The sequence below is a fragment of the Rhizorhabdus sp. genome, from assembly GCF_018006725.1.
Classification (GTDB): Bacteria; Pseudomonadota; Alphaproteobacteria; order Sphingomonadales; family Sphingomonadaceae; genus Rhizorhabdus.
Genome location: NZ_JAGMXV010000062.1, coordinates 1 through 22,631 on the forward strand (window position 1 = coordinate 1; position 22,631 = coordinate 22,631).

A 22,631-nucleotide genomic window follows, 5' to 3' on the forward strand; every position below is an offset into this window, starting at 1 on the left:
GCCGTATGTCGATCCAGGTCGGTGCCCATTATCTGGAGAAGGAACAGGGTGGACGCGGCGTGCTGCTGGGCGGCGTCCCCGGCGTGGCGCCCGCGCGCGTCGCCATTCTGGGCGGCGGCGTCGCAGGCATCAATGCTGCGCAAATGGCGGTCGGCCAGCGCGCCGACGTGACCATCTACGACATCAACAATGATCGTCTGGCCGAACTCGACATGCATTTCGGCAGCCAGATCAAGACCGCTTATGCGTCCAAGGCCGCGATCGCGGCCGCTGTCGCCCGCGCGCATCTGGTGATCGGTGCGGTCCTGGTTCCCGGGGCGGCAGCACCGAAGCTCGTCACGCGCGATATGCTCAGGACGATGAAGCGCGGCTCCGTGCTGGTCGACATCGCGATCGACCAGGGCGGCTGCTTCGAGACCAGCCATGCGACGACCCATGACGATCCCGTCTTCGAGGTCGACGGCGTCATCCATTATTGCGTCGCCAACATGCCCGGCGCGGTCGCGCGCACCTCGGCCTTCGCGCTGAACAACGCGACCCTGCCCTTCGTCCAGAAGCTGGCGGCGCTGGGCGCCGATGCCGCGATGGCTGCCGATCCCCACCTCGCTGCCGGCCTCAATGTGGCTGCTGGCCAGATCCGGCACAAGGCCGTGGCCGAGGCGCTCGACCTGCCCCTCGCCGGCTGACGACCTCCGTCTTCCTCCCCTCTCCCCTGGAGGGGAGGATCGGGAGAGGGAGACAGGGCCATATCCCCCTATCCCCGGACCTGTAAGGCGCGGCCTTCCCCGGCCGCGCCGTCCCTCTCCCACCCCTGTCCAGAAGCGGGCTACGTCGAGGTTAGCGGCCGGCCATCCCCGCCTTGAATCGTTCGAGTTCGACCAACCGCTCCTCGATATCATTCCGCCATGGCGCACCGGGCGGCGCGCTTTCGAGCAGCTGGCGCCACACGAGTTCCGCCTGATCGAGCTGGCCAGCCTGCGCATAGGACAGGCCCATGAAGAAGCGCGGCCCCGGATGATCAGGAGCAATCGCCTGCGCGCGTTGGAAAGCCAGCTGGGCGGCCGGCGACATCTGGTTGCCGCCATGGATGAAGAAGGCGTTGCCGAGGCCGACCCACAATTCGGCGCTGTTGGGCCGCTTTTCGAGCGCACCCTTGATGATCCCGATGGCGTAGAGATTCAGTCCCTGGCGATGAAAGGCGTCGGCGGTGCCGAGAACGTCCGCATCGGCGCCGAAGCGGCTTAACAGCTTCTCCCGCTCCTGCGCGAAATCGCTGTCCGGCACTTTCGCCATGTCGGCCGGTGGCGTGGGCTTGCCGGAGAGGCCCGGTGATCCCTGCCAGGCATAGCCGGCGACCGCGATGAACATGGCGGCGCCTACCAGCTCGATACCGCCCTTGGGCAGCCGGCCAAAGCGCCACAACAGGCCCACGACAAGCAGTGCGAGGACCGCGAAGACAATCCAGCCCATCAGCTTTTCCTCCGGCGCTTCAACCGCCCGCTCGTGATCCAGATACCAAGGCCGAGAAACAGCGCCGGGAGCAGGTAGAGCGGCCAGGTCAGCCGGTCGAGCGGCGGCGTGAAGCTCACCCAGTCGCCATAGCGCTCGATCAGCCACGCGCGAATCGCCTCGGGCTTCTCGCCCGCCTCGATCCGGGTGCGGATCAGCGCGCGCATGTCGCCCGCCATTTCCGCATCCGAGTCCGCAATCGACTGCCCCTGGCAGACGAGACAGCGGATCGTCTCCATCAACGCCTTGGCCTGGCGCTCCTGCTTCGGATCGGCGAGTTGCTCATTGGCGTAACGTGCGGCCGGCATCAGCGAATCGGCGAGCAGCGGCGCAAGCGGGCTGGCAAGCAGCGTCGCGGCCCCTGCGATGGCAAGGAGCCGCCTCATTTCGCGGCCGCCAGTGCGGACATCAGGCCCGGCACATCCTCGGGATTGATCGCGCCGATATGCTGGCGACGGATGATGCCCTTGCCGTCGACGATGAACGTCTCCGGTACGCCGGACGATCCGAGCGCGATCTGCACGCTGCTGTTCACGTCTCCGCCGATCGCGCGATAGGGATCGCCGTTGCGGGCGAGGAAGCGGCCGAGATCTTCGGGCCGGTCGCGGATCGCGATGCCGTAGATCGGCACGCCGGCCTGTGCCAGCTGTGCCAGCTGCGGCGCTTCCTGAATGCACGGGATGCACCAGCTCGCGAAGATGTTGACCAGATGCGGCTGGCCGTTGGCGAGTTCCGCGCTGCTCAGGCCCGGCTTGCCCGCTATGCCCGCCGGCAGCGCGAATTGCGGCATCGGCTTGCCGACCAGCTTCGACGGGATGGTCTTGCTTTCCGGGCTGATCAGCCCGCCCGCAAACACCACCATGAAAGCGAGGAACATCGCCAGCGGCAACCAGATGAGGAGCTTCCTCATGCATAGCGCTCCACGGGAGCGTGGCGCATTTCGCGGCGGACGCGACCGATCAGCGACAGCAGGCCACCCAGCGCGATCAGAATGCCGCCTGCCCAGATCAGCGTCACGAACGGCTTCCACCACAGCCGCAGCTGCCAGCGGCCTGCCTCGTCCGACTTGCCGATCACGACATAGAGCTGGCCGTCGAACACTGTCGTGATCGCCGCCTCGTTGGTTTCGGCCTGTGGCGACGGGAAGGTCCGCGTCTGGGGATGCAGGGTAAAGGGTGCGCCGGTGCCGCGCTGCGCGGTGATGCTCGCTTCGACGGCGGTGAAGTTCGGACCGCCGACCGGCTCCACGTCATCGAGGCGGATGGTATAGGGACCGACGCGGTGGCTTTCGCCCATCCGCGCAGCGACCAGCGTCTCCTTGGTAAACGCACTTTCCGCCGCCATGCCGGCCATGCTGACCGCGATGCCGAGATGCGCGATCACCATGCCCCAGGTAAACAGGGGGGTACGCCGCAGATTGCGCTTCCACAGCGGCGCCAGCGAACCGATGCCGACGCCCCCGGCTGCGACCAGACCGAGGAGCGGCAGGATGCCGATGCCGGGCGCGAGCAGAACGACCAGCAACAGCACGACCGCTGCGACCAGCAGCGGGATCGCCATGCGCGTCAGCACAGCCTTCAACTCGTCGCGCCGCCAGCGCATTACCGGCCCCGCCGCCATGACGGCGACGAGCGCGAGCGCGAGCGGCCCGGCGGCGGTGTTGAAATAGGGCGGTCCAACCGACAGCTTCTCGCCGGTCACGGCCTCAGCCATCAGCGGATAGAGCGTGCCGACCAGAACGATGCCCAATATCGCCGACAGCAGCAGGTTGTTGATGACCAGCGCGCCTTCACGGCTGACCGCGTCGAAGCGCGATCCCTCGCGCACCGTGCCTACGCGCAGGCCGAAGAGCGCCAGCGCCCCGCCGATATAGATGGCGAGCAGGGCCAGGATGAAGGTGCCGCGCTTGGGATCGACGGCAAAGGCATGGACCGAGGTCAGGATGCCCGAGCGCACGAGGAAGGTGCCGACCATCGACATCGAGAAGGCGACCACAGCGAGCATCACCGTCCAGGCGCGCAGACCTTCGCGCGTGGCGAGAACGGTGACAGAATGCAGCAGCGCCGTCGCCGCGAGCCAGGGCATGAGCGAGGCATTCTCGACCGGATCCCAGAACCACCAGCCACCCCAGCCGAGCTCATAATAGGCCCAGTAACTGCCGGCGGTGATGCCCAAGGTCAGGAGGATCCAGGCGCCGAGCACCCAGGGACGCATCGCCTTGGCGAAGGCGGCGCCGACATCCCGGGTCACCAGCGCGCCGACCGCAAAGGAGAAAGCGACCGAAAGGCCGACATAGCCGAGATAGAGGGTCGGCGGGTGGAAGGCGAGGCCCGGATCCTGAAGCAGCGGGTTGAGCCCCTGCCCTTCGGCCGGGGCCGGATCGATGCGGGCGAAGGGGTTGGAGGCGAACAGGAGAAAGGCGTAGAAGCCCAGGCCGATGGCCGCCTGCGCCGCCAGCGTCGCGATCAGCGTGCGCTCGTTGAGCCGCCGCTCGAACAGGGCCACGCCACCGCCGGCCACCGCGAGGATGGTGACCCACATCAGCATCGAGCCTTCGTGGTTGCCCCAGGTTCCCGCAAATTTGTACAGCAACGGCTTGGTCGAGGCGTCGTTGGCGACGACCAGCGCAACCGACAGGTCGACCGTGACGAACAGATAGATGAGAACCGCAAAGGCCAGTGCGGTCAGTGCTGCCTGGACCACCGCGACCGGCCGTACCGCCGCCAGCAGTTCGGCGCGGCCGCTCGACACGCCCATGATCCCGAACAACAGCTGCAGCCCCGCAAGCGCGGCCGCAAGCCACAGCGCCGCCAATCCTGCTTCGGCTATCACGTCGTCCCCTTCCCCTTGCCCGGCCCTGCTTCCAGGCTCTCGGTCTTGTGCATCTCGCCCGCGATCTGCGGCGGCATGTAGCGCTCGTCATGCTTGGCGAGAATGTTGGTCGCAACGAAGCTGCCATCGGGCTGGAAACTGCCCTCGGCCACCACGCCGGAATTTTCCTTGAACAGGTCCGGCACGATGCCCTTGAAGGTAACCGGCACGGTTTCGGCATTGTCGGTCACGACGAAGCGGATTGTCACCCCATCGCCCATGCGCTCGATCGACCCGTCCTTCACCATGCCGCCGAGCCTGACGGCACGTCCGGTCTCGACATGGTCGCGCTTCGCATCGGACGGGGTGTAGAAATAGGAGGCTTCGTCCTTCAGCGCGGACATGGCGAGCAAGGCCGCACCGACGATCGCGACCACCGCGAGCAACGCCAGGATCAGCCGCTGGTTCTTCGCCTTGACCGCCATCAGTCGCGCCTCCCCAGGGCTTCGGCCTGACGCTCGGCTCGGCGCATCCAGCGCAGCGATGCGAGCAGCACGCCCAGCGTACCTATGATGGTGACCGCATAGGCTGCGGCAATGAAAGGCCAATGTGTCATTCGGATGCCATTCGCTTGAGCCGCGCGGCGACCTTGGCCTCGGCCAGCAGCGCGCGCATCCGCATCAGGACGATCGCAGCGAACAGCAGGGTGAAACCGAGGGTCGTGAGCGGCAGAGGCCAGAGGAGCGAGGGATCGATCTTCGACCCGGCCAGCCCGATGCTCTGCCCCTGGTGGAGGGTCCGCCACCATTCGACCGAATAGTGGATCACCGGGATGTTGGCTGCGCCCACGACGCCGAAGATCGCCGAGATGCGATCGTTGCTGCCGCGCTCGGCACCGGCCGACGACAAGGCGATATAGCCGAGATAAAGGAAGAACAGGACGAGCATCGACGTCAGCCGGCCATCCCATTCCCACCAGGTACCCCAGGTCGGACGCCCCCAGATCGAACCGGTGGCCAGACAGATCGCACTAAACAGCGCGCCGGGCACTGCAATGGCGCGCGCGGCGACCGCCGCCAGCGGGTGGCGCCAGATGAGTTGCATGAGGCTCGAGACCGCGATTCCGCTCCATCCTGCCATGCCCAGCCAGGCGGCGGGTACGTGGACATACATGATCCGCACGCTCTGCCCCTGGAGATAGTCCTGCGGGGTGAAGAACAGACCACCGACGATGCCCGCCGCGATCAGCAACAGCCCGGGCCAGCCCAGCCAGGACGTCAGCGGGCGCGCGATCGACAGGAAGCGGGCGGGGTTAGCGAAGATATGCACGACGTCATGGGGATAAGGGTCAATTGCGTCCTCCGCAATGGTCCATCGGGGAAGCCTTGCGCGCCGTCGCGATAGCGACCATCGCGCTACGGAATGTCGCCGCCCCTCCCTTCGCGCCAGCAGGACATTGTCCGTGGCATAGCTCTGCGTTCGGCAGGCGTCGCCTTCTTCGCGCTGATGAGCGCGGCGATGAAGCTCGCCGGCAATCACGGTGCCGGACCGGTCGAGATGGTCTTCTTCCGCGCGGCGGTCGGCATACCGGCGATCCTCGCCTGGCTCTGGCTGACCGACGGCGTGGGCACGATCCGGACGAAGCGGCCGGGCGCACATATATTCCGGTCGCTGATCGGACTTGCCTCGCTCGGCCTGCTCTTCCAGTCGCTGGTGCTTCTGCCGCTCGCCGACGCGGTCGCGATCGGTTTTTCCGCGCCGGCCTTCGCGACCATCCTGTCGGCCATCTTCCTGCGCGAGCATGTCGGGCTGCATCGCTGGGCCGCCGTCGCGATCGGCTTCGTCGGCGTCATCGTCGTCGCGCGGCCCGGCGGGTCGGACCTGCCTTTGGCCGGGGTGGCGATCGCAATCGCTGCGGCCTTCGCCAATGCCGCCGTGAACGTGACGGTGCGCGAAATGGGGGCGACCGAGTCCGCAGGCGCCATCATCTTCTGGTTCTTCGTCAGCGTCTTCGTCGTCAGTGCGATCGCGATGCCCTTTTTCACCGGGCGCCATGATGCAATGACCTGGTGGCTGCTGCTGGCAGGCGGGCTCACCGGCACCGGAGCGCAATTGTGCATGACCCGCGCGCTGCAGGCAGCCCCAATCGCAGCACTCGTGCCGTTCGACTATGCGCAGATCGTCTGGGCCGCGCTGCTGGGGTGGCTGATCTGGTCGGTGGTGCCCGGCGCGAGCACGCTGGCCGGCGCCGCACTCATCGCCGCAAGCGGGCTCTACACCGTCTGGCGCGAGCAACGCCTGCGGCGCGCAAGCGCCGCGACGCTCGGCTGACCGCTCAGGCCCGACCGATCAGGCGCATCGCCATTCGGTCCGCGACGACCGCCGCCGCAACGCCGCTGGCGACACTCTCGGACCAGATCGACTCGAGCCGCTCCGGAATATGCGCGACCCGCGCCTCGACCTCGGCACGATCGCCCTGGCCGAGATATTCGAGCGCGACGTTGATGATGCCGCCCGCATTGATCACATAATCGGGCGCATAAAGAATACCGCGCGCGTGGATGCGATCGGCATCGGCCGGGGTCGCCAGCTGGTTGTTGGCGGCACCCGCGACGATCCCGACCTGCAGCGCGGCGATGCTGCGCTCGTCGAGCACGGCGCCGAGCGCGCAGGGGCTGAACACGTCGGCCTCGACCGTCATGATCTCGCCGGTAGAGACCAGTTCCGCGCCCAGTTCGTCGGCCAGCGCACGCGCGCGCTTCGCGTCGGCATCGGCCAGGGTCAGCCGCGCGCCGTCGGCCGCCAGCAACCGTGCCAGCGCACCGCCGACACTGCCCACGCCCTGAATCGCGACATGGACGCCGCGGGGATCGCTCTTGCCCAGCCCACGCTCGATCGCTGCGCGCACGCCGAGATAGACCCCCAGTGCCGTGGTCGGGCCGGGATCGCCCCCGGCATTGCCCGCCGCCACCGGCAGTCCGGACACATGCTTCGTCTGCTGCGAGATCGCGACCATGTCGGCGTCCGACATGCCGACATCCTCGGCAGTGACATAGCGGCCGCCGAGCGAATCGACCGCGCGACCGAAGGCGGCGAGCATCTCGGGGGTCTTGGTGCGGAGGGGATCGGCCAGGATCACCGCCTTGCCGCCACCCATCGGCAGGCCAGCCATGGCATTCTTGAAGCTCATGCCCCGCGACAGACGCAGCACATCGGTGATCGCCTCAGCCGGGTCTCCATAATGCCAGAAGCGCGTCCCCCCGGCCGCCGGCCCAAGATGAGTCGAGTGCACCGCAATGACCGCCGTGAGGCCCGAGGCCGCGTCGCGAAAGAGGTGCACGCCCTCGTGATCGTCGAAATCGGGAAGGGACCAGAGAGCGATCATTACAACCTCACGTAATTCTATTACGATAGGGAGTAATATAATTATTCGACTTGGATGGCTAGCCCAAAGCGGTCGGGCAAAACGCAGGGTTCCGAAGGGTCGGGGACACTGACCGGATCGCCGCTTTGCGCTTGAAAAGGTGGGGCGACCGACGGGACTTGAACCCGCAACTTCCGGTACCACAAACCGGTGCTCTAACCAATTGAACTACGATCGCCACGGGCGCCGGAACGCCATGTGGGGCGCTCCATAGGCAAAGCCCCGGCCAGACGCAAGCGGGCATGTGCGCATCCCCTGCGGACAGGTCGAACGTCGCCGACGGCTTTGTCTACTAACTCTACTCTTCCATTATCGTTGGCTTTGCCTACATGGATCGCAGTCTTCAGAGGGTCGGGCCGTGCTGTCACAGAGAACGCGATATGCGATACGCGCCTTGCTCCACCTCGGGGACCGTTATGGCCAGGGACCGATCCAATTGGCCGAGATCGCCGATGAACAGAATATCCCCGGCAAATTCCTGACGGTCATCCTGTCGGAGATGAAGCGCGCCGGCTTCGTCGAGACGATGCGTGGCAAGGAGGGGGGCTACTGGCTGTCCCGGCCGCCATCGGAGATAACCTATGGCGACATCGTCCGGGCCACGCGCGGCTCGCTCGCGCTGGTGCCTTGCGCGGCACGCTTGGCCTACACGCCATGCGACCATTGCATAGACGAAGCCAAGTGCAGACTGCGCGCGGTGATGTTGTCGGTGCGCGACGAGACCGCGAATATTCTAGACAGACTGTCGCTGGCAGAACGGCTGGACCTGTAACGATCCCCTGAAATACGTGCTTTCAGTGATTTTCGTTACGGGCATCGATAGCTTTTAGGCCTTGGATTCATGTCGATTTTCCGTTGACGCTCTTGTCTTCGGCGTTATGTCAGCGCGAGGTACGGCGTTCGAGCCGGCCGTTAAAAAGCTTTGGGAGCTGCTCGAATGAAGAAGCTGAGCGTCGTCGTCGTTGCTGCTGGTCTGATCGCACTGGCCGCCTGCAACAAGCAAACTCCGGCTGAGAACGCCGCTGACAACACCACCGCTGCCCTGGAGAACCAGGCTGAAGCGCTCGAGAACGCCGCCGACTATGCCTCGAACGAGGCCGTCGAGAGCGCGCTCGAGAACAAGGCCGATGCCGCTGAAGAAGCTGCTGACGCCGTTCAGGACGCGAAGTAATCTCCGGGTCCGTTTCGGACCGGAATTACTGACAGGAACGGGCGCCTCGAAAGGGGCGCCCGTTTTCTTTTGCAGCGGAGGCTGACGTCGCTCAGCCGTTGACGATGATACCGCCGTTCGGGTGGAGCACCTGTCCCGACATATAACTGGCGTCCTCGCATGCCAGAAAAAGAAATGACGGAGCCACTTCGTTGGGCTGGCCGGGGCGGCCCATCGGCGTGGCCTCGCCGAAGTGCGCCAGCTTTTCCTCGCTGGCACCGCCGCAGGGGTTGAGCGGGGTCCAGATCGGCCCCGGTGCCACGCCGTTCACCCGGATTCCCTCGCCCACCAGATTTTCCGACAGCGACCGGGTAAAGGCGGTGATGGCTCCCTTCGTGCTCGAATAGTCGAGCAGTTCCTTGCTGCCCTGATACATCGTCACCGATGTGCAGTTGATGATGGCGGCGCCCGCCCGCAGATGCGGCCGCGCTGCCTGCGTCAGGAAGAACATACCGAAGATGTTGGTCTGGAAGGTGCGGCGCAGTTGCTCCTCGCTGATGTCGGTGATGTCCTGATCGGGGTGCTGTTCGCCGGCATTGTTGACGAGAATGTCGAGACGGCCGAAGGCGTCGATCACCTTCGCGACCGCCTCGTCGCAAAAGGCCTTGTCCCCGACGTCGCCAGCGATGGCGATCGCCCTGCGCCCTTCCTGCTCGACAATCTCGACCGTCTTCGCCGCATCGTCATGCTCGCACAGATAGAGGATGGCGACGTCGGCTCCCTCACGGGCATAGAGCGCCGCGACGGCACGACCGATGCCGCTGTCTGCGCCCGTGATCAGCGCGACCTTGCCAGCGAGGCGCCCCGAACCCGCGTAACGTGGTTCCCAGTCGGGCTTGGGATCGAGGCTGCTTTCATGACCCGGCAGGTCATCCTCGTGGATCATCGGTTCGTGCTGGTCGGTCATACGAAGCTCCTTCGTCCGACCAACGAAGCGGCCGGGCGCTGGTTCAGTCCGTTGCGGGCACGGTCCGGGTGGTCAGACGGTCGCTGATGACGGTCATGGTGAAGATCGGATCGGCGTCTGCCGGTACCTCGCACACCGCCTCCTCGAAGGCGCGCCGGGTCTCCGGCTCTTCATAGGTCATCTTGTGATCGAAGGCGTAGCGCCAGGTCGCCTCGTCGGGCCATTCGGCATAGCCGACAAACCGGCCGTCCGAATCGCGATGAAGGCGCGAGCCGTAGCTGCCGTAGATTTCGCGGATCAGTTCGGTGCCGCGGGTCCATGCGCGGACGAACTGCTCCTCCTTGCCGGGATGGACCTTCCACCAGTAGACGGCTACGAACATTGCGGCTCCCCTCTCCTGGGCCCGGGCATCATAGATCGGGCAGGGCCTGATCCGCCACGCCCCAGCCCTTCAACGCCTTCGAACCGGCGCGCTCCAGCAACCGGTCGGTATCGGCGATGGTGAAGGCCCCGGCCTTGTCGAAGCCGTCCAGCTCTTCCCAAGAGATCGGCGCCGCTACAGTGGCTCCGGGACGGGCGCGAACCGAATAGGGCATCACTGCTGTCGAGCCGCGCTGGTTGCGCAGATAGTCGATGAAAATCCGGCCGACGCGCTTGGCCTTGGCCATGGTCGCCACGAAGCGGTCGGGCTCCGCCTGCGCCAGCGCCTGGGCAAAGCGTTGGGCGAAATCCTTGACCTCGGGCCACTCGGCCTCCGGGCGGAGCGGCACGACCACGTGGATGCCCTTGCCGCCCGACAGCATGGCAAAAGCGACCAGGCCGATGTCGGCCAGCATCCCCCTGATATCGAGCGCGGCCTTTTTCACGTCTGCGAAGTCGAGCCCTTCGTCCGGGTCGAGGTCTATGATCAGGCGGTCCGGCTTTTCGACATCATCGACTCGCGAACCCCAGCCGTGAAACTCGATCGTCCCCATCTGGACGCAGGCGACCAGCCCGGCCGCATCCTCGACATAGAGATAATCCTCGGTACCACCATCCTTCTCGCGGATCGGGACATGCTTCACATGATCCCCGAACGAACCCGAATCATGCTTCTGAAAGAAGCACTGCTTCCCTCGCCCTTGCGGGCAGCGGACGAGGCTGACCGGCCGTCGCGCGACCCATGGCAGCATGGCTGGACCGATCGCCCGATAATAAGCGGCAAGGTCACCCTTGGTCGCCTTGGCCTCGGGGAAGATCACGCGATCCGGATTGCTGATCACGATGTCGTCATCAGGCTGGGCATCGACGGCCTCCCCCAGCGGCACGGCCTCCTCCCGCCGCACCTCCTCCGCCGCCTTGTCGCTGCGCAGGCCGAGGAAGCTCGCATGGCGAAGCACGCCTTCATGGGTAAACTCCGCGAAAGCGATCTCCGCGACCAGATCGGCCCGAACCCAGCGGGCGTTGCGCGCTTCACTCTTCGGCACGTCGGCGGGTGCGGTCTTGCGCGCCCGTCTGGCGAACTGGTCGGCGAGATCGGCCATGCCGTCCTGGCTGAAGCCCGTCCCGACCTTGCCGGCATAGACGAGGTCTCCGTCGCGATACTGGCCCAGCAGCAGCGACCGGAAGGGGCGGCCCCGCGCGCTGCTGGGGCTCCAGCCGATGATCACGAACTCCTGCCGCCGGGTGCATTTGACCTTCAGCCAGTCGCTGCTCCGCCCCTGTCGATAGGGTGCGTCGGCACGTTTGCTGATGATGCCCTCCTGCCCCGCGCCGCACATCGCGTCGAACAGCTTCTCGCCCGCGCCGATCACATGGTCGGCGACCTGGACCACCGCCCCGTCGGCGGGAAGCAGCGCCGACAGGCGCCCCTTGCGCTCGACCGTGCCGAGCTTCGTCAGATCCTTATTCCCCTCGCTCAGCAGATCGAACAGATAGAGACGGAGCGGGGCGTCACTTTCGCCCTTGATGCGCTTCTGGAGCTCGGAGAAGCTCGGATTGCCTTCGTGGTCGAGCGCAACGATCTCTCCATCCAACAGGCAGGCGGGCAGATCGAGCGCGGCGACGGCCTCGGCGATCGAAGCAAATTTGGCAGTCCAGTCGAGCCCCGAGCGGGTATGAATCCGCACCTTCCCGCCCGAGGCGGCGACCAGTGCGCGGTAACCGTCGAACTTGATCTCGTGGATCCAGTTGCGCCCCTCCGGGACGCTGTCGACCAGCGTTGCCAGCTGCGGTGGACGAAAGGCCGGAAGCGGCGCTGCACCCTTTCGCCGTACCGGCTTGGCCTTCTTCCTCGCAGGTATGCCGAGCTTCGCGACATGATCGTCGGCGCGTGCCATGGCGGCATCGAACGCCTTGCCCTTCTTGCCGGCCAGGCTGATCTCGCCCTCCTGATCGGCAGCAATCTCGGCCATCGTCCGGCCCGTCTTGACGCTGGTGAGGGCCGTGCCGACAAGATCGTCACTGCCCCCGGCCTCAGCGTCGTCGATCTTGCGCAGCAGCCAGTTCTCGCGCTTCTCGCCCGGACGCGGTTTCATACGGACCAGAAGCCATTCGCCCTTCATGCGCTCGCCATCCAGCGTGAAATGCAGATGCCCCTCATCAAGGTCGCGCTCGCTCTTGCCCGCGATGGGCGCCCAGCTACCCTTGTCCCAGAGCATAACCGTGCCGCCGCCATATTCGCCGGCGGGAATGCATCCCTCGAAGTCGGCATAGCTGACCGGATGGTCCTCGGTCCGCACCGCCAGCCGCTTGTCGTCGGGATCGAGGCTGGGCCCGCGCGTGACAGCCCAGCTTTTCAGCACGCCGTCCATTTCGAGGCGGAAGTCGTAGTGCAGCCGGGTCGCATCATGTTTCTGGACGATGAAGCGGTGCTGGCCCTTCCGAACGATCTTCCCGGCGGGCTCGCGCGTCTTCTTGAAGTCGCGCTTGGCATTATAGTCGTCCAGTCCCGCCATGATCAGGCCCGCTTGCGGGCCGGCGCGCCACCAGCCGGTTTCGCAGCCCCCGCCTTCGTCGCGCGAGACTTGCCAGACGCGGCCTTGGCGGCGGGCTTCTTGGGGGTCGAGGCGGTCTTCGCGCGCTTCGTCCCGGCACCGGAATCGTCGTCATCGGACGACCTTGCCTTCGCCCCGCCCTCGACCGATTTCTTGAGCGCCGCCATCAGGTCGATGACGTTGCTTTTGGTGCGCGGTGCCTCGTCGGTTTCCTCGATGATCTTGCGGCCCTTGGCCTTGCTCTTCTTCTCGATCAACCCTTTGAGTGCATCGACATAGCGGTCGTGAAACTCGCTCGCATCGAACTTCGCGCTCTTCTTCTCGATCAGCGTCTCGGCGAGATCGAGCAGGTCGGCGTCGGGCTTGGTGTCGGGGATCTCGCGGAAATAGCTCTGCGCCTTGCGCAATTCGTCGGCGTAGCGAAGCGTTTCAAGCACGAGACCCCGGCCGCAGGGCTTCAGGCTCACTACATATTCGCGGCCACGCATTGCAAGCTGGCCAAGGCCGACCTTCTTCGTACGCCGCAGCGCTTCCCGCAGAACGATGAAAGCCTCTTCGGCCAGTTCATCGGCGGGCACGACATAATAAGGCTTTTCGAAATAGAGGATGTCGATCTCGTCGGCATCGACGAACTGGACGAGTTCGAGCGTCCTTTTGCTCTCCAGCTTTACCGCGTCGATCTCATCCTGTTCGAGCAGCACGTAATTGCCCTTCGATATCTCGAATCCCTTGACGATATCGTCGGTGTCGACCGGCCCGATACCGGGCACGACCTTCTCATAGCGGATGCGCTTGCCGCTCGGTTCGTGGACCTGATGGAAGGCGACCTGCGCGCTGCTGTTGGTCGCGCTGTAAATCTCGACCGGAATCGACACGAGCGCGAGGCGGATCTGCCCCTGCCAATAGGCGCGTGCTGCCATACTCCATCTCCTGCCCCTGCGAACGCGGAGTCAAAGCGCGTTGCGGGCGATGGTTCCGGGGCAGTGACACGGGATTCTACGGGTGCCGGTCGATCAGTCGAAGCGGGTCAGATGCCCGCCGAGAAAGGCATAAGAGGGATCGCGCCTGTCGCGGCTCGCCAGATGGAGCGTCGCGTCGGGATTGTTGGCCGGCACCGCACCGGCATCCGCCATCGTCCGCGCGACCGGATCGACCCGATCCCAGTCATGGATCGATCGCCGATGGACGATGGCCCACAGCCCGTTCCGGCATTCGAGATAATCGAGATAGCGCCCGCCGCCGGTGACATCGGTGAGGCCATCGCCATCGCGGACGCGCAGCAGGACGTCCCAATAGCTTTCGGACCAGGCACGGTCGCCGTCGATCTCGATCTGGACGTTCGACAGGACGTGCCGCGTCAACAACATCGGCTCGTGGATGCGCCACACCCAGTCGACGAACCCCTCCGCCGTCCCCACGAACAGTGGCGCATGCTCGTCGGTGCCGCCCGCATGCCAGCAGGACAGCGCCAGTTCGCGATCCATCCGGTCCATCGCGCGGCAATAACGGTGCAGGACATCGGTGATCGCAAGGCGCGCGGCGATTTCCTCCAGGCCGGGTGCGGCAGCCGACATCGGCACTCCTCTCGCTCGCCGGTCCATCGAGACCGGTCCGCCCGAGAGACTATCAGCAGCGGGTCCCCTCGCAGCTAGGCTTTTGCCCAGCTTGTGGATGCGGCGCACATGCGGCCCTCTGCCGCCCGACGCGGGCCGAGATCCGCCGCAACGGAGAGCGCCATGGATCTGCCACCTCCCCCGTCCGGGCTTCAGGACCTGCTCGACCGGGCGGCGATCCACGACGTCAAGCAATGCTATGCCTTCGCCGTCGATCGGCGCGACTGGCCGCTCTACCGATCGATCTTCACCGAAGAGGTGGCTTTCGACTTTTTCGACTGGGCCGGCATCCGCGAAACGATCACTGCGGATCGCTGGGTCGAAATGGTCAAGGCTACCCTCGCCCCGTTCGACGCCACCCAACATGTCTTCAGCGGGCAACTGATCAGACTCATGGGCGATGAGGCGGAGGCCGTGACCACGATGACCGCGCGCCACCAGCTCGGCGCCGAAGCGCAACTAATGGGTGGCTATTATACCGAACGGTTCGTCCGCACGCACGCCGGCTGGAAGATCGCGGCGTGCCGCCTCAACATCACCTGGGAAGAAGGCGACCGCAGCCTGTTCGAGAAGGCTGCGGCCCTCGGCGTGCGGGCGCGACCCGATATCGGCATGCAAGGCGCCTGATGGCGCGCCCCTTCGAAGGACCAAAGCAATGAGCACTGACCCGGTGGATGCCCTGTTCACGCCGCTGCGCGTGGGAAATGTCACGATCGCCAACCGCATGGCGATGGCGCCGATGACACGGCAGCGCTCACTGCTCGACGGAACGCCTACCGAGTTGAACGTCGATTATTATCGCCAGCGCGCCTCGGCGGGGCTGATCGTCAGCGAGGGCATTTATCCGGGGCCGATGGGCTGCGGCTATCTGTTCACTCCGGGCCTTTACAGCGACCGCCATGTCGCCGGGTGGAAGAAGGTCAATGACGCGGTGCACGCCGCAGGCGGTGCGATCTTCGGTCAGATCATGCATGTCGGCCGCCTCTCGGATCCGCTGATGCTCGACGGCGAACAGCCGATCGCGCCGTCGGCGGTGCAGCCCGATCCCAAGGCGCGGCACTATACGGTCAACTGCCCGCGTCCGAAACGCCCCTATCCGCAACCGCGCGCAATGACCCATGCCGAAGTGCTGGGCGTGATCGACGAATATGCACGCTGCGCGGCGCTCGCGCGCCAGGCCGGGTTCGACGGGGTCGAGGTCCATGCGGCATCAGGCTATCTGCCGATGCAGTTCCTTTCGACCAACGCCAATATCCGCACCGATGAGTGGGGCGGCAGCGTCGAGAAGCGCGCGGCCTTCCTGCTCGCCTGCGTCGATGCGATGATCGCCGCGACCGATCCCGGCTTCGTCGCGGTCAAGATCGGCCCGGGCTGGACCTTCCACGACGTGTTCGACGACGATCCTGTCGCCACCTACACCTATGTCGTGCGCGAATTGTCGAAGCGCGGCATCGCCTATCTCCAGATCGGCAATTACGGCATGGAATGGGACGTCTACGGGACGCTCCGCCCGCTGTTCGAAGGGCCGGCGATGTTCGTCGCGGGCTTCACCCGCCAGACCGCCGCCGCGACGATCGCCAGTGGTGCTGCCGACATGATCGGCTTCGGCCAGGCCTATATCTCCAACCCCGACCTCGCCGAGCGCTACCAACAAGGCCTCGACCTGACCCGTCCGGACATCTCGACCTATTATACGCAAGGGGCCGAGGGCTATACCGACTATCCGGTCCACGCGGACAGCGATCCCAGCCGGCTCCAGCCGGTCGACGCCTCTCCCACCCCGCTGTCGGCCGAAACCACCGGCTGAGGCCGGTCAGGCGATCAGCTTGCGGAGGCTGTCGATGCTGTCGGCCTCCGCCGCCGGCTTGTCGCGGCGGATGCGGGCGATGCGGGGGAAGCGCATCGCGACGCCGGATTTGTGGCGCCGGCTCTCGTGGACGCTGTCGAAGGCGAGTTCGACGACCAACGTCTTCTCGACCTCTCGCACAGGCCCGAAGCGGTTGAGGGTGTGGTTGCGGACGAAGCTGTCGAGCCATTTGAGCTCTTCATCGGTGAAGCCCGAATAGGCCTTGGCGACCGGCAGGAGTTCGCCGCCCTTGTCGGGATCGCCCGACCAGCAGCCGAAGGTGTAGTCCGAATAGAAGCTCGACCGCTTCCCGTGGCCGCGCTGCGCATACATCATCACGCAGTCGATCGTAAGCGGATCGCGCTTCCACTTGTACCACAGTCCGGTGCGGCGGCCCGCGACATAAGGGCTGTCGCGACGCTTGAGCATCACGCCCTCGATCGCCGCATCGCGAGCGCCAGCCCGCGTCTCCGCCAGTTCGTCGAAATCGCGCGCCGCGATCACCGTCGACACGTCGAAGCGGTCGGGATCGAGCCGGCTGGCAAAGACCTCCAGCCGTGCACGGCGTTCGCTCCAGGGCAGTTCGCGCAGATCCTCCTCGCCTTCGATCAACAGGTCGTAGAGGCGGACGAAGGCGGGATAGTCTCCGAGCATGCGCGCGGACACGGTCTTGCGGCCGAGCCGCTGCTGCAGCGCATTGAAGGAGGCCGCCGAACCGCCATGTTCCTCGCGCCCCTGTGCTTCGCCACGCACCAGCATCTCGCCATCGAGGACGCCGTCCAGCCCGGCTGCCGCGGCGGCGACATCGGGGAAGGTGGCCGTGATGTCATCCCCGGCCCGGCTATAGAGCCGCACCGCATTGCCCGTGCCGACGATCTGTACCCGGATGCCGTCCCATTTCCATTCGGCGGCATAGTCGGCAAGGTCGACCACGCCGTCCTCGAGCGGATGGGCGAGCATGAAGGGCCGAAAGAAGGGTGTGCCGCGCGGATCGGGGCGCTCCCCGCCCTGCCCCCAGGCGAAGAGCTCGGCATAAGGCGGCTTCAAAGCATGCCAGACCTCCTCGACCGCATCGACGTCGAGCCCGAAGGCCTGGGCAAAGCCTGTCTTGGCAAGGCGCGACGAGATGCCGACGCGCAAGCCTCCGGTGGCCAGCTTGAGCAGGGCGAAGCGTCCCGGCGAGTCGAGATGATCGAGCATGTCGCCGAGCGCCGCCGGCGCCTCCGCCCTGCCCAGTTTCATAAGCCGATCGACCACCGCGCCGAGGGTGAGTGATCCGTCGTCGATCTCAGCCGGCTGGTCGAGCCGCTTCGGCCAGAGAAGTGCGACGGTCTCGGCGAGGTCGCCGACATAGTCGCGGCTCATGCGGAACAGGGTCGGATCGACCCTCTCGTCAACGATCGCCTTGATCGCGGAGGCCTTGACCGCCGGCAGGTTCAGGTCGCCCGTCAACGCAGCCAGTGCCCAGCCGCGATCGGGGTCGGGCGCGTCCCGCATATAGTCGGCGATCAGCGCGAGCTTGGCATTGCGCGAGCGCGTATAGACGAGGCCGTCGAGCAGTTGCGAAAAGCCGCGCATCAGCCCTCGTCCTCGTCTTCATAGCCGACGAGCGCGAGTGCACGGGCGCGAATCTGGTTGAGCGCGCACCAGTGGACCAGCGCCTCCTCGCGGCCATGCGTCACCCACAGTTCGCGCGGCGCGACCTCGCGCACCGTATCGGTCAGCTCGTCCCAGTCGGCATGGTCGGAAATGACCAGCGGCAGTTCTACATTCTTCTGCCGCGCGCGCTGGCGAACGCGCATCCAGCCGGAAGCCATCGCGGTGATCGGATCGGGCAGGCGGCGCGACCAGCGGTCGTTGAGGGCCGAGGGCGGGCACAGCACGATGCTCCCGCGCATGGCGTCCTTGTTGGCAGCCGTGGCCGGGACCAGCGGACCGAGGTCGACCCCGAAGTCGCGATACAGGTCGCACATCTTCTCCAGCGCACCGTGAATGAAGATCGGCTCGCCATGGCCATGGGCGCGCAGTTCGGCGATCACGCGCTGCGCCTTGCCCAGCGCATAGGCGCCGACGACGACGCAGCGGTCTGGCGCAGCGTGGAGCGCACCGAGCAGGCGGTCCATCTCCTGCCCGATCGGCGGGTGACGGAAGACCGGCAGGCCGAAGGTCGCCTCGGTGATGAGGATGTCGCAGGGAACCGGCTGGAAGGAGGCGCATGTAGGGTCGGCACGGCGTTTATAGTCGCCGGTCACAACGACGCGTTCGCCCGCATGTTCGAGCAGGATCTGGGCCGACCCGAGCACATGGCCGGCGGGCACGAAGCTGGCCTCGACTCCGCCGACGCGGACCGACTCGCCATAAGCGACCGGCTTGCCGTCGACCGCGCCATAGCGAAGCCGCATGATCGCCAGCGTCTCTGGCGTCGCCCAGGCTTCGCGGTGACCGCCACGCGCATGATCGGCATGGCCATGGGTGATGAGCGCGCGATCTACCGGAACGGATGGATCGATCCAGGCATCGGCCGGGCGCACATAGATGCCGCGGGGGGAGGCTTCGATCCAGTCGACCATGGAGCAAAGACGATAGCAGCGAGGCCCGGTTCCATACACATGGTCGCATTTCCGGGTTTACAGAAACCGAACGGTACGTATCATCCATGATCGAGCGCGCGCCATGCGCCGAACAGAGGGTGCCTCCGATGAGCTTCAGCATTACCGTCAACGGCGAAAGCCGTTCCGTCGACGTGGACGACGACACGCCGCTCCTGTGGGTCCTGCGCGACGATCTGGGCCTGACCGGTACGAAGTTCGGTTGCGGCGTGGCGATGTGCGGCGCCTGCACGGTTCACATGGACGGACAGCCGATCCGCTCCTGCTCGATGCCGATTTCGGGCGTCAGCGGAGAAATCCGGACGATCGAGGCGGTCGAGGGTGCAGAAGCGAAGGCGGTGCAGGCGGCCTGGGTCGCGCATGACGTCCCACAATGCGGCTACTGCCAATCCGGACAGGTGATGAGCGCGGTCGCGTTGCTGCGCGAAAAACCGCAACCCACCGATGAGGACATCGACCTGGCGATGAACGGCAATCTGTGCCGCTGCGCCACCTATGTCCGTATCCGCGCCGCGATCCACGCGGCCGCCAAGTCGCTGACGGAGGCCTGACATGGGCGCACATGACATGACGCTGTCGCGTCGCGATGCTCTCAAGGCCGCCGGCGCGCTGGTGGTCGGGGTCTGCCTGCCGGTCGGCGGGCTGAAGGCACAAGCCCCCAAGGGGCCGCCGCCGATCACGCCGAACGCCTTCATCCGCATCAGCGCGGACGACATGGTGACGATCCTCTCGAAGCATATCGAATTCGGTCAGGGTCCCTATACCGGGCTCGCCACCATCGCTGCGGAAGAGCTCGACGCCGACTGGTCGAAGGTCCGCGTGGAGAGTGCGCCGGCCGACGCGAAAATCTACGCGAATCTGATGCTCGGCGCGCAGCTGACGGGTGGTTCGTCGGCGATCGCCAACAGCTTCGACCAGATGCGCCAGGCAGGCGCGATGGCCCGCGCCATGCTCGTCCAGGCCGCCGCCACCGCCTGGAAGGTGCCCGCGTCGGAGATCGCGGTCTCGAAGGGCGTCATCTCCCACGGCAAGAGCAAGCGTTCCGCCGGCTTCGGCACCTTTGCGGAAGCCGCATCCAAGCTGCCCATGCCCAAGCAGGTCGCCTACAAGGATGCGTCGGCCTACACGCTGATCGGCAAGGACAAGCCCGGGGTTCGGGTCGACAGCGCCGACAAGTCCACCGGCCGCGCGAAGTTCACGATCGACATGACCGCACCCGGCATGCTGACCGTGCTGGTCGCGCGCAGCCCGCGCTTCGGCGGCGCGGTCCGCAGCTTCGATGCGTCCGAGGCGATGAAGGTCAAGGGCGTGGTCGCGGTCAAGCAGATCTCCACCGGCGTCGCCGTCTTTGCCAAGGGCATGTGGCCCGCGATCAAGGGCCGCAAGGCGCTGCGGATCGAATGGGACGACAGCAAGGCCGAGACCCGCGGCAGCGAGGAAATGATCGCCGCCTATCTCGAGCAGACGCGCCAGCCCGGCACGGTCCATGGCCAGAAGGGCGACGCCGCCAAGGCGCTCGCCGCCGGCGGCGAGGTGATCGAGGCGGAATATGTCTTCCCCTATCTCGCCCATGCGCCGATGGAGCCGCTCGACGGCTTCATGATCTTCGACGGCACGACCGCAAAAGCGCGCTTCGGTTCGCAGGGCCAGACAATCGATCAGGGCGCGATCGCCCAGGTGCTCGGCATTCCGATGGACAAGGTCGAGATCGATACGCTTCTGGCCGGCGGCAGCTTCGGGCGCCGTGCGACGCCCAATGGTCATCTCGCAGCAGAGCTGGCCGAGGTCGCCAAGGCGATGCCCGTCGGCACCCCGGTCAAGCTCGTCTGGACGCGCGAGGACGACATTCACGGCGGTTATTACCGCCCGCTGTTCGTCCACCGTTTGAAGGGTGCGGTGAAGGACGGCAAGATCACCGCCTGGTCGAACACGATGATGGGCCAGTCCTTCATGATCGGCTCCTCCTTCGAGGCCTTTGCCGTCCGCAACGGCGTCGATGCGATCATGAGCGAGGGATCGAGCAAGCTGCTCTACGACATTGCCGATTTCCGCTGCGACGCGCATGTCGCCAAGTCGCCGGTCACCACCCTGTGGTGGCGCTCGGTCGGGCACACCCACACCGGCTATGCGGTCGAATGTTTCGTCGACCAATTGCTGGTTGCCGCCGGACAGGATCCCGTTGCAGGGCGCCTCGCGATGATGGGCGGCAACCCTCGGGCTGCAGGCGCGTTGAAGGCAGTAGCCGAACTGGCGGGCTGGAAGGGCCCCAAGGTCGGCAATGGCCGGGCAAGGGGTGTCGCCGTCGTGGAAAGCTTCAGCAGCTATGTCGCGCAGATCGCCGAAGTGTCGATGGGCGAGAATGGCGAGCCCAAGGTCCACAAGGTGTGGGCGGCGGTCGACTGCGGCGTGGCGGTCAATCCGGACATCATCCGGGCCCAGCTGGAGGGCGGCATCGGTTTTGCCTTGGGCCATGCTCTCTATGCAGAGGTGCCGCTCGAGGCAGGCCGGCCAGCCGTATCCAACTTCAACGATTATCGCTCGCTGAGGATCAACGAGATGCCTGAGATCGAAGTCGTCATCGTCCAGTCTAAAGAGGCTCCGACGGGCATCGGCGAGCCCGGCGTCCCGCCGCTGGCACCTGCCGTCGCCAACGCCATGGCCGCCCTTGGCCACAAGCGCCCGGCGCGACTGCCGATGGTGCGGGCGTGATCACGCGCGTCGCTGGCCTGTCGGCGCTGGTTGCCCTCGCCGTCGCCGGCGCGGGCATCGCCGCCGACAAGGAGCCGGCTGCGCCGCCAATGGCCAAGACACTCCGGCCCGTGTCGGACTTTGCCGGGATCAAGGACAAGAAACAGCGCTCGCTGGCCCTCTTTGCCGAGGTCGGCAAGGTGATCCAGCATCCGCGCTGCCTGAACTGCCACCCGGTCGGCGAACGCCCGACCCAGACAGACGCCATGCGCCCGCACATGCCGCTGGTCGTGCGGGGCGACGGCGGCATTGGCGCAACCGGCATGCGCTGCGCCACCTGTCACCACGACAAGAATTACGAACCGGCGGGCGTGCCCGGCAATCCGAAATGGATGCTGGCACCGCCCGAAATGGCCTGGGTCGGCAAGTCGCTCGGCCAGATCTGCGAACAGCTCAAGGATCCAGCCCGCAATGGCGGCAAGGACATGGCTCAGCTGGTCCACCACATGGCCGAGGACGAACTGGTCGGCTGGGGCTGGAAGCCGGGCGGCAAGCGCACCCCTGCACCGGGCACGCAGGCGCAGTTCGGCGCGCTGTTCAAGGCCTGGGCAGACTCGGGAGCGCAATGCCCCAAATGATCGGGGCGGGGCGGCTCAGCGCCGCCCTTCTCCGGCCTTCCGCACCCGGTATTTGGCAAGATCGCTCCCGACCTTGCCAGACCGTGCCGTCGCTTCGCGCTCGCGCGCAGCGGCCTCGTCATAGAAGAATGGCAGGAAGGCATAACGCCGGCCCTTGGTGACCGGCTGAGCCTCGTGCAGCAGCGAGCAGGAAAAGACGAGGGCCGCACCGGTAGGCGCACGATAAGCGCGCGTTCCGAATTCGGGGAAAAGCAGATTCCCTCCCTCATATTCCTCGGCATTAAGGTTGATCGTGCAAGCGAAGCGGCGATGCGCGGTGCCCGCCGTCGTATTGTCGCGATGAGCCCGAAAGAAACCCGCCGACTGGCCGTCATAACAGGCCACCATATACCGCTCCACGC

The 22,631-nt window shown here is 65.9% G+C and carries 24 protein-coding genes, 1 tRNA gene and 1 pseudogene; 9 read left to right on the forward strand and 17 right to left on the reverse strand.

All coding sequences use genetic code 11. The features are described from left to right. Nucleotides 1-686: pseudogene (locus KAY22_RS10750) on the forward strand (alanine dehydrogenase); the annotation flags it as partial. Between the two features lie 151 nt (nucleotides 687-837). On the opposite strand, the gene KAY22_RS10755 reads toward KAY22_RS10750, so the two are convergent. Genes KAY22_RS10755 through ccmC form a run of 7 tightly spaced genes read right to left on the reverse strand, consistent with a single transcriptional unit; the run spans nucleotide 838 to nucleotide 5,649 of the window. After that, nucleotides 838-1,470, reverse strand: a complete 633-nt coding sequence (locus tag KAY22_RS10755) for a cytochrome C biogenesis protein (protein WP_296623175.1) — start codon at nucleotides 1,468-1,470, stop codon at nucleotides 838-840. Continuing rightward, nucleotides 1,470-1,895 (reverse strand): cytochrome c-type biogenesis protein, encoded by a 426-nt coding sequence (locus tag KAY22_RS10760; protein ID WP_296623177.1) that lies wholly within the window; start codon nucleotides 1,893-1,895, stop codon nucleotides 1,470-1,472. The genes KAY22_RS10755 and KAY22_RS10760 overlap by 1 nt, the downstream gene beginning before the upstream one ends. Then, entirely contained in the window at nucleotides 1,892-2,419 is a 528-nt protein-coding gene (locus tag KAY22_RS10765) for a DsbE family thiol:disulfide interchange protein (protein WP_296623178.1), read from the reverse strand. Before KAY22_RS10765 ends, KAY22_RS10760 begins: the two co-directional genes overlap by 4 nt. Next, nucleotides 2,416-4,341, reverse strand: coding sequence for a heme lyase CcmF/NrfE family subunit (locus tag KAY22_RS10770; RefSeq protein WP_296623180.1), 1,926 nt, complete (start codon nucleotides 4,339-4,341; stop codon nucleotides 2,416-2,418). Before KAY22_RS10770 ends, KAY22_RS10765 begins: the two co-directional genes overlap by 4 nt. Beyond that, the gene (ccmE, locus tag KAY22_RS10775; protein ID WP_296623182.1) at nucleotides 4,338-4,805 is read right to left on the reverse strand and encodes a cytochrome c maturation protein CcmE; all 468 of its coding nucleotides are present in this window, start codon (nucleotides 4,803-4,805) and stop codon (nucleotides 4,338-4,340) included. Before ccmE ends, KAY22_RS10770 begins: the two co-directional genes overlap by 4 nt. Continuing rightward, a complete protein-coding gene (locus KAY22_RS10780) occupies nucleotides 4,805-4,936 on the reverse strand; it encodes a hypothetical protein (protein WP_296623184.1) in 132 nt (43 codons plus the stop codon). Before KAY22_RS10780 ends, ccmE begins: the two co-directional genes overlap by 1 nt. Then, on the reverse strand, nucleotides 4,933-5,649 hold the full coding sequence (gene ccmC / locus KAY22_RS10785; RefSeq protein ID WP_296623186.1) for a heme ABC transporter permease CcmC: 717 nt from the start codon (nucleotides 5,647-5,649) through the stop codon (nucleotides 4,933-4,935). The genes KAY22_RS10780 and ccmC overlap by 4 nt, the downstream gene beginning before the upstream one ends. 93 nt (nucleotides 5,650-5,742) lie before the next feature. On the opposite strand from ccmC, the gene KAY22_RS10790 reads away from it, so the two are divergent. Next, nucleotides 5,743-6,651, forward strand: coding sequence for a DMT family transporter (locus tag KAY22_RS10790; protein WP_296623188.1), 909 nt, complete (start codon nucleotides 5,743-5,745; stop codon nucleotides 6,649-6,651). Nucleotides 6,652-6,655: 4 nt separating this feature from the next. Here the strand turns inward: KAY22_RS10790 and KAY22_RS10795 are convergent, their stop codons facing one another. After that, nucleotides 6,656-7,705 (reverse strand): Glu/Leu/Phe/Val dehydrogenase dimerization domain-containing protein, encoded by a 1,050-nt coding sequence (locus KAY22_RS10795; RefSeq protein WP_296623190.1) that lies wholly within the window; start codon nucleotides 7,703-7,705, stop codon nucleotides 6,656-6,658. Nucleotides 7,706-7,845: 140 nt separating this feature from the next. Beyond that, nucleotides 7,846-7,922 (reverse strand) — tRNA-His (locus tag KAY22_RS10800). A gap of 180 nt (nucleotides 7,923-8,102) precedes the next feature. Between KAY22_RS10800 and KAY22_RS10805 the strand changes: the two genes are divergently transcribed. Further along, entirely contained in the window at nucleotides 8,103-8,516 is a 414-nt protein-coding gene (locus KAY22_RS10805) for an Rrf2 family transcriptional regulator (RefSeq protein ID WP_296623193.1), read from the forward strand. Nucleotides 8,517-8,681: 165 nt separating this feature from the next. Then, nucleotides 8,682-8,915: a hypothetical protein gene (locus tag KAY22_RS10810; RefSeq protein WP_296623195.1), complete on the forward strand. Its 234-nt coding sequence runs from the start codon at nucleotides 8,682-8,684 to the stop codon at nucleotides 8,913-8,915. 91 nt (nucleotides 8,916-9,006) lie between these two features. Here KAY22_RS10810 and KAY22_RS10815 read toward each other — a convergent pair whose 3' ends face one another. The 5 genes from KAY22_RS10815 to KAY22_RS10835 form a co-directional block, all read right to left on the reverse strand. Further along, nucleotides 9,007-9,861: an SDR family oxidoreductase gene (locus KAY22_RS10815; RefSeq protein ID WP_296623197.1), complete on the reverse strand. Its 855-nt coding sequence runs from the start codon at nucleotides 9,859-9,861 to the stop codon at nucleotides 9,007-9,009. A gap of 43 nt (nucleotides 9,862-9,904) precedes the next feature. Then, on the reverse strand, nucleotides 9,905-10,243 hold the full coding sequence (locus KAY22_RS10820) for an antibiotic biosynthesis monooxygenase (RefSeq protein WP_296623199.1): 339 nt from the start codon (nucleotides 10,241-10,243) through the stop codon (nucleotides 9,905-9,907). Nucleotides 10,244-10,271: 28 nt separating this feature from the next. Continuing rightward, the gene (gene ligD / locus KAY22_RS10825; protein ID WP_296623201.1) at nucleotides 10,272-12,797 is read right to left on the reverse strand and encodes a DNA ligase D; all 2,526 of its coding nucleotides are present in this window, start codon (nucleotides 12,795-12,797) and stop codon (nucleotides 10,272-10,274) included. 2 nt (nucleotides 12,798-12,799) lie between these two features. Beyond that, nucleotides 12,800-13,756, reverse strand: a complete 957-nt coding sequence (locus KAY22_RS10830) for a Ku protein (RefSeq protein WP_296623203.1) — start codon at nucleotides 13,754-13,756, stop codon at nucleotides 12,800-12,802. A gap of 93 nt (nucleotides 13,757-13,849) precedes the next feature. Then, nucleotides 13,850-14,410: a nuclear transport factor 2 family protein gene (locus KAY22_RS10835; RefSeq protein ID WP_296623205.1), complete on the reverse strand. Its 561-nt coding sequence runs from the start codon at nucleotides 14,408-14,410 to the stop codon at nucleotides 13,850-13,852. A gap of 162 nt (nucleotides 14,411-14,572) precedes the next feature. On the opposite strand from KAY22_RS10835, the gene KAY22_RS10840 reads away from it, so the two are divergent. Then, entirely contained in the window at nucleotides 14,573-15,076 is a 504-nt protein-coding gene (locus tag KAY22_RS10840; protein ID WP_296623206.1) for a nuclear transport factor 2 family protein, read from the forward strand. A gap of 28 nt (nucleotides 15,077-15,104) precedes the next feature. After that, a complete protein-coding gene (locus KAY22_RS10845; RefSeq protein ID WP_296623208.1) occupies nucleotides 15,105-16,256 on the forward strand; it encodes an alkene reductase in 1,152 nt (383 codons plus the stop codon). A 6-nt stretch (nucleotides 16,257-16,262) separates the two neighbouring features. On the opposite strand, the gene KAY22_RS10850 is transcribed toward KAY22_RS10845, so the two are convergent. Both KAY22_RS10850 and KAY22_RS10855 read right to left on the reverse strand, forming a co-directional pair. Then, a complete protein-coding gene (locus tag KAY22_RS10850; protein WP_296623210.1) occupies nucleotides 16,263-17,873 on the reverse strand; it encodes a cisplatin damage response ATP-dependent DNA ligase in 1,611 nt (536 codons plus the stop codon). Continuing rightward, nucleotides 17,873-18,865, reverse strand: coding sequence for a ligase-associated DNA damage response exonuclease (locus KAY22_RS10855; protein WP_296623212.1), 993 nt, complete (start codon nucleotides 18,863-18,865; stop codon nucleotides 17,873-17,875). The genes KAY22_RS10850 and KAY22_RS10855 overlap by 1 nt, the downstream gene beginning before the upstream one ends. A gap of 128 nt (nucleotides 18,866-18,993) precedes the next feature. Between KAY22_RS10855 and KAY22_RS10860 the strand changes: the two genes are divergently transcribed. Genes KAY22_RS10860 through KAY22_RS10870 form a run of 3 tightly spaced genes read left to right on the forward strand, consistent with a single transcriptional unit; the run spans nucleotide 18,994 to nucleotide 22,230 of the window. Continuing rightward, nucleotides 18,994-19,455 carry a (2Fe-2S)-binding protein gene (locus KAY22_RS10860; protein ID WP_296623214.1) on the forward strand — a complete coding sequence of 154 codons (462 nt, stop codon included), beginning with the start codon at nucleotides 18,994-18,996 and terminating at the stop codon, nucleotides 19,453-19,455. A gap of 1 nt (nucleotide 19,456) precedes the next feature. Then, a complete protein-coding gene (locus tag KAY22_RS10865) occupies nucleotides 19,457-21,613 on the forward strand; it encodes a xanthine dehydrogenase family protein molybdopterin-binding subunit (RefSeq protein ID WP_296623216.1) in 2,157 nt (718 codons plus the stop codon). Then, entirely contained in the window at nucleotides 21,610-22,230 is a 621-nt protein-coding gene (locus KAY22_RS10870) for an Isoquinoline 1-oxidoreductase subunit (RefSeq protein ID WP_296623218.1), read from the forward strand. The genes KAY22_RS10865 and KAY22_RS10870 overlap by 4 nt, the downstream gene beginning before the upstream one ends. A 15-nt stretch (nucleotides 22,231-22,245) precedes the next feature. On the opposite strand, the gene KAY22_RS10875 is transcribed toward KAY22_RS10870, so the two are convergent. Next, nucleotides 22,246-22,631, reverse strand: a 386-nt coding sequence (locus KAY22_RS10875; RefSeq protein ID WP_296623221.1) for a 2OG-Fe(II) oxygenase, incomplete at its 5' end; no start/stop codon positions are given.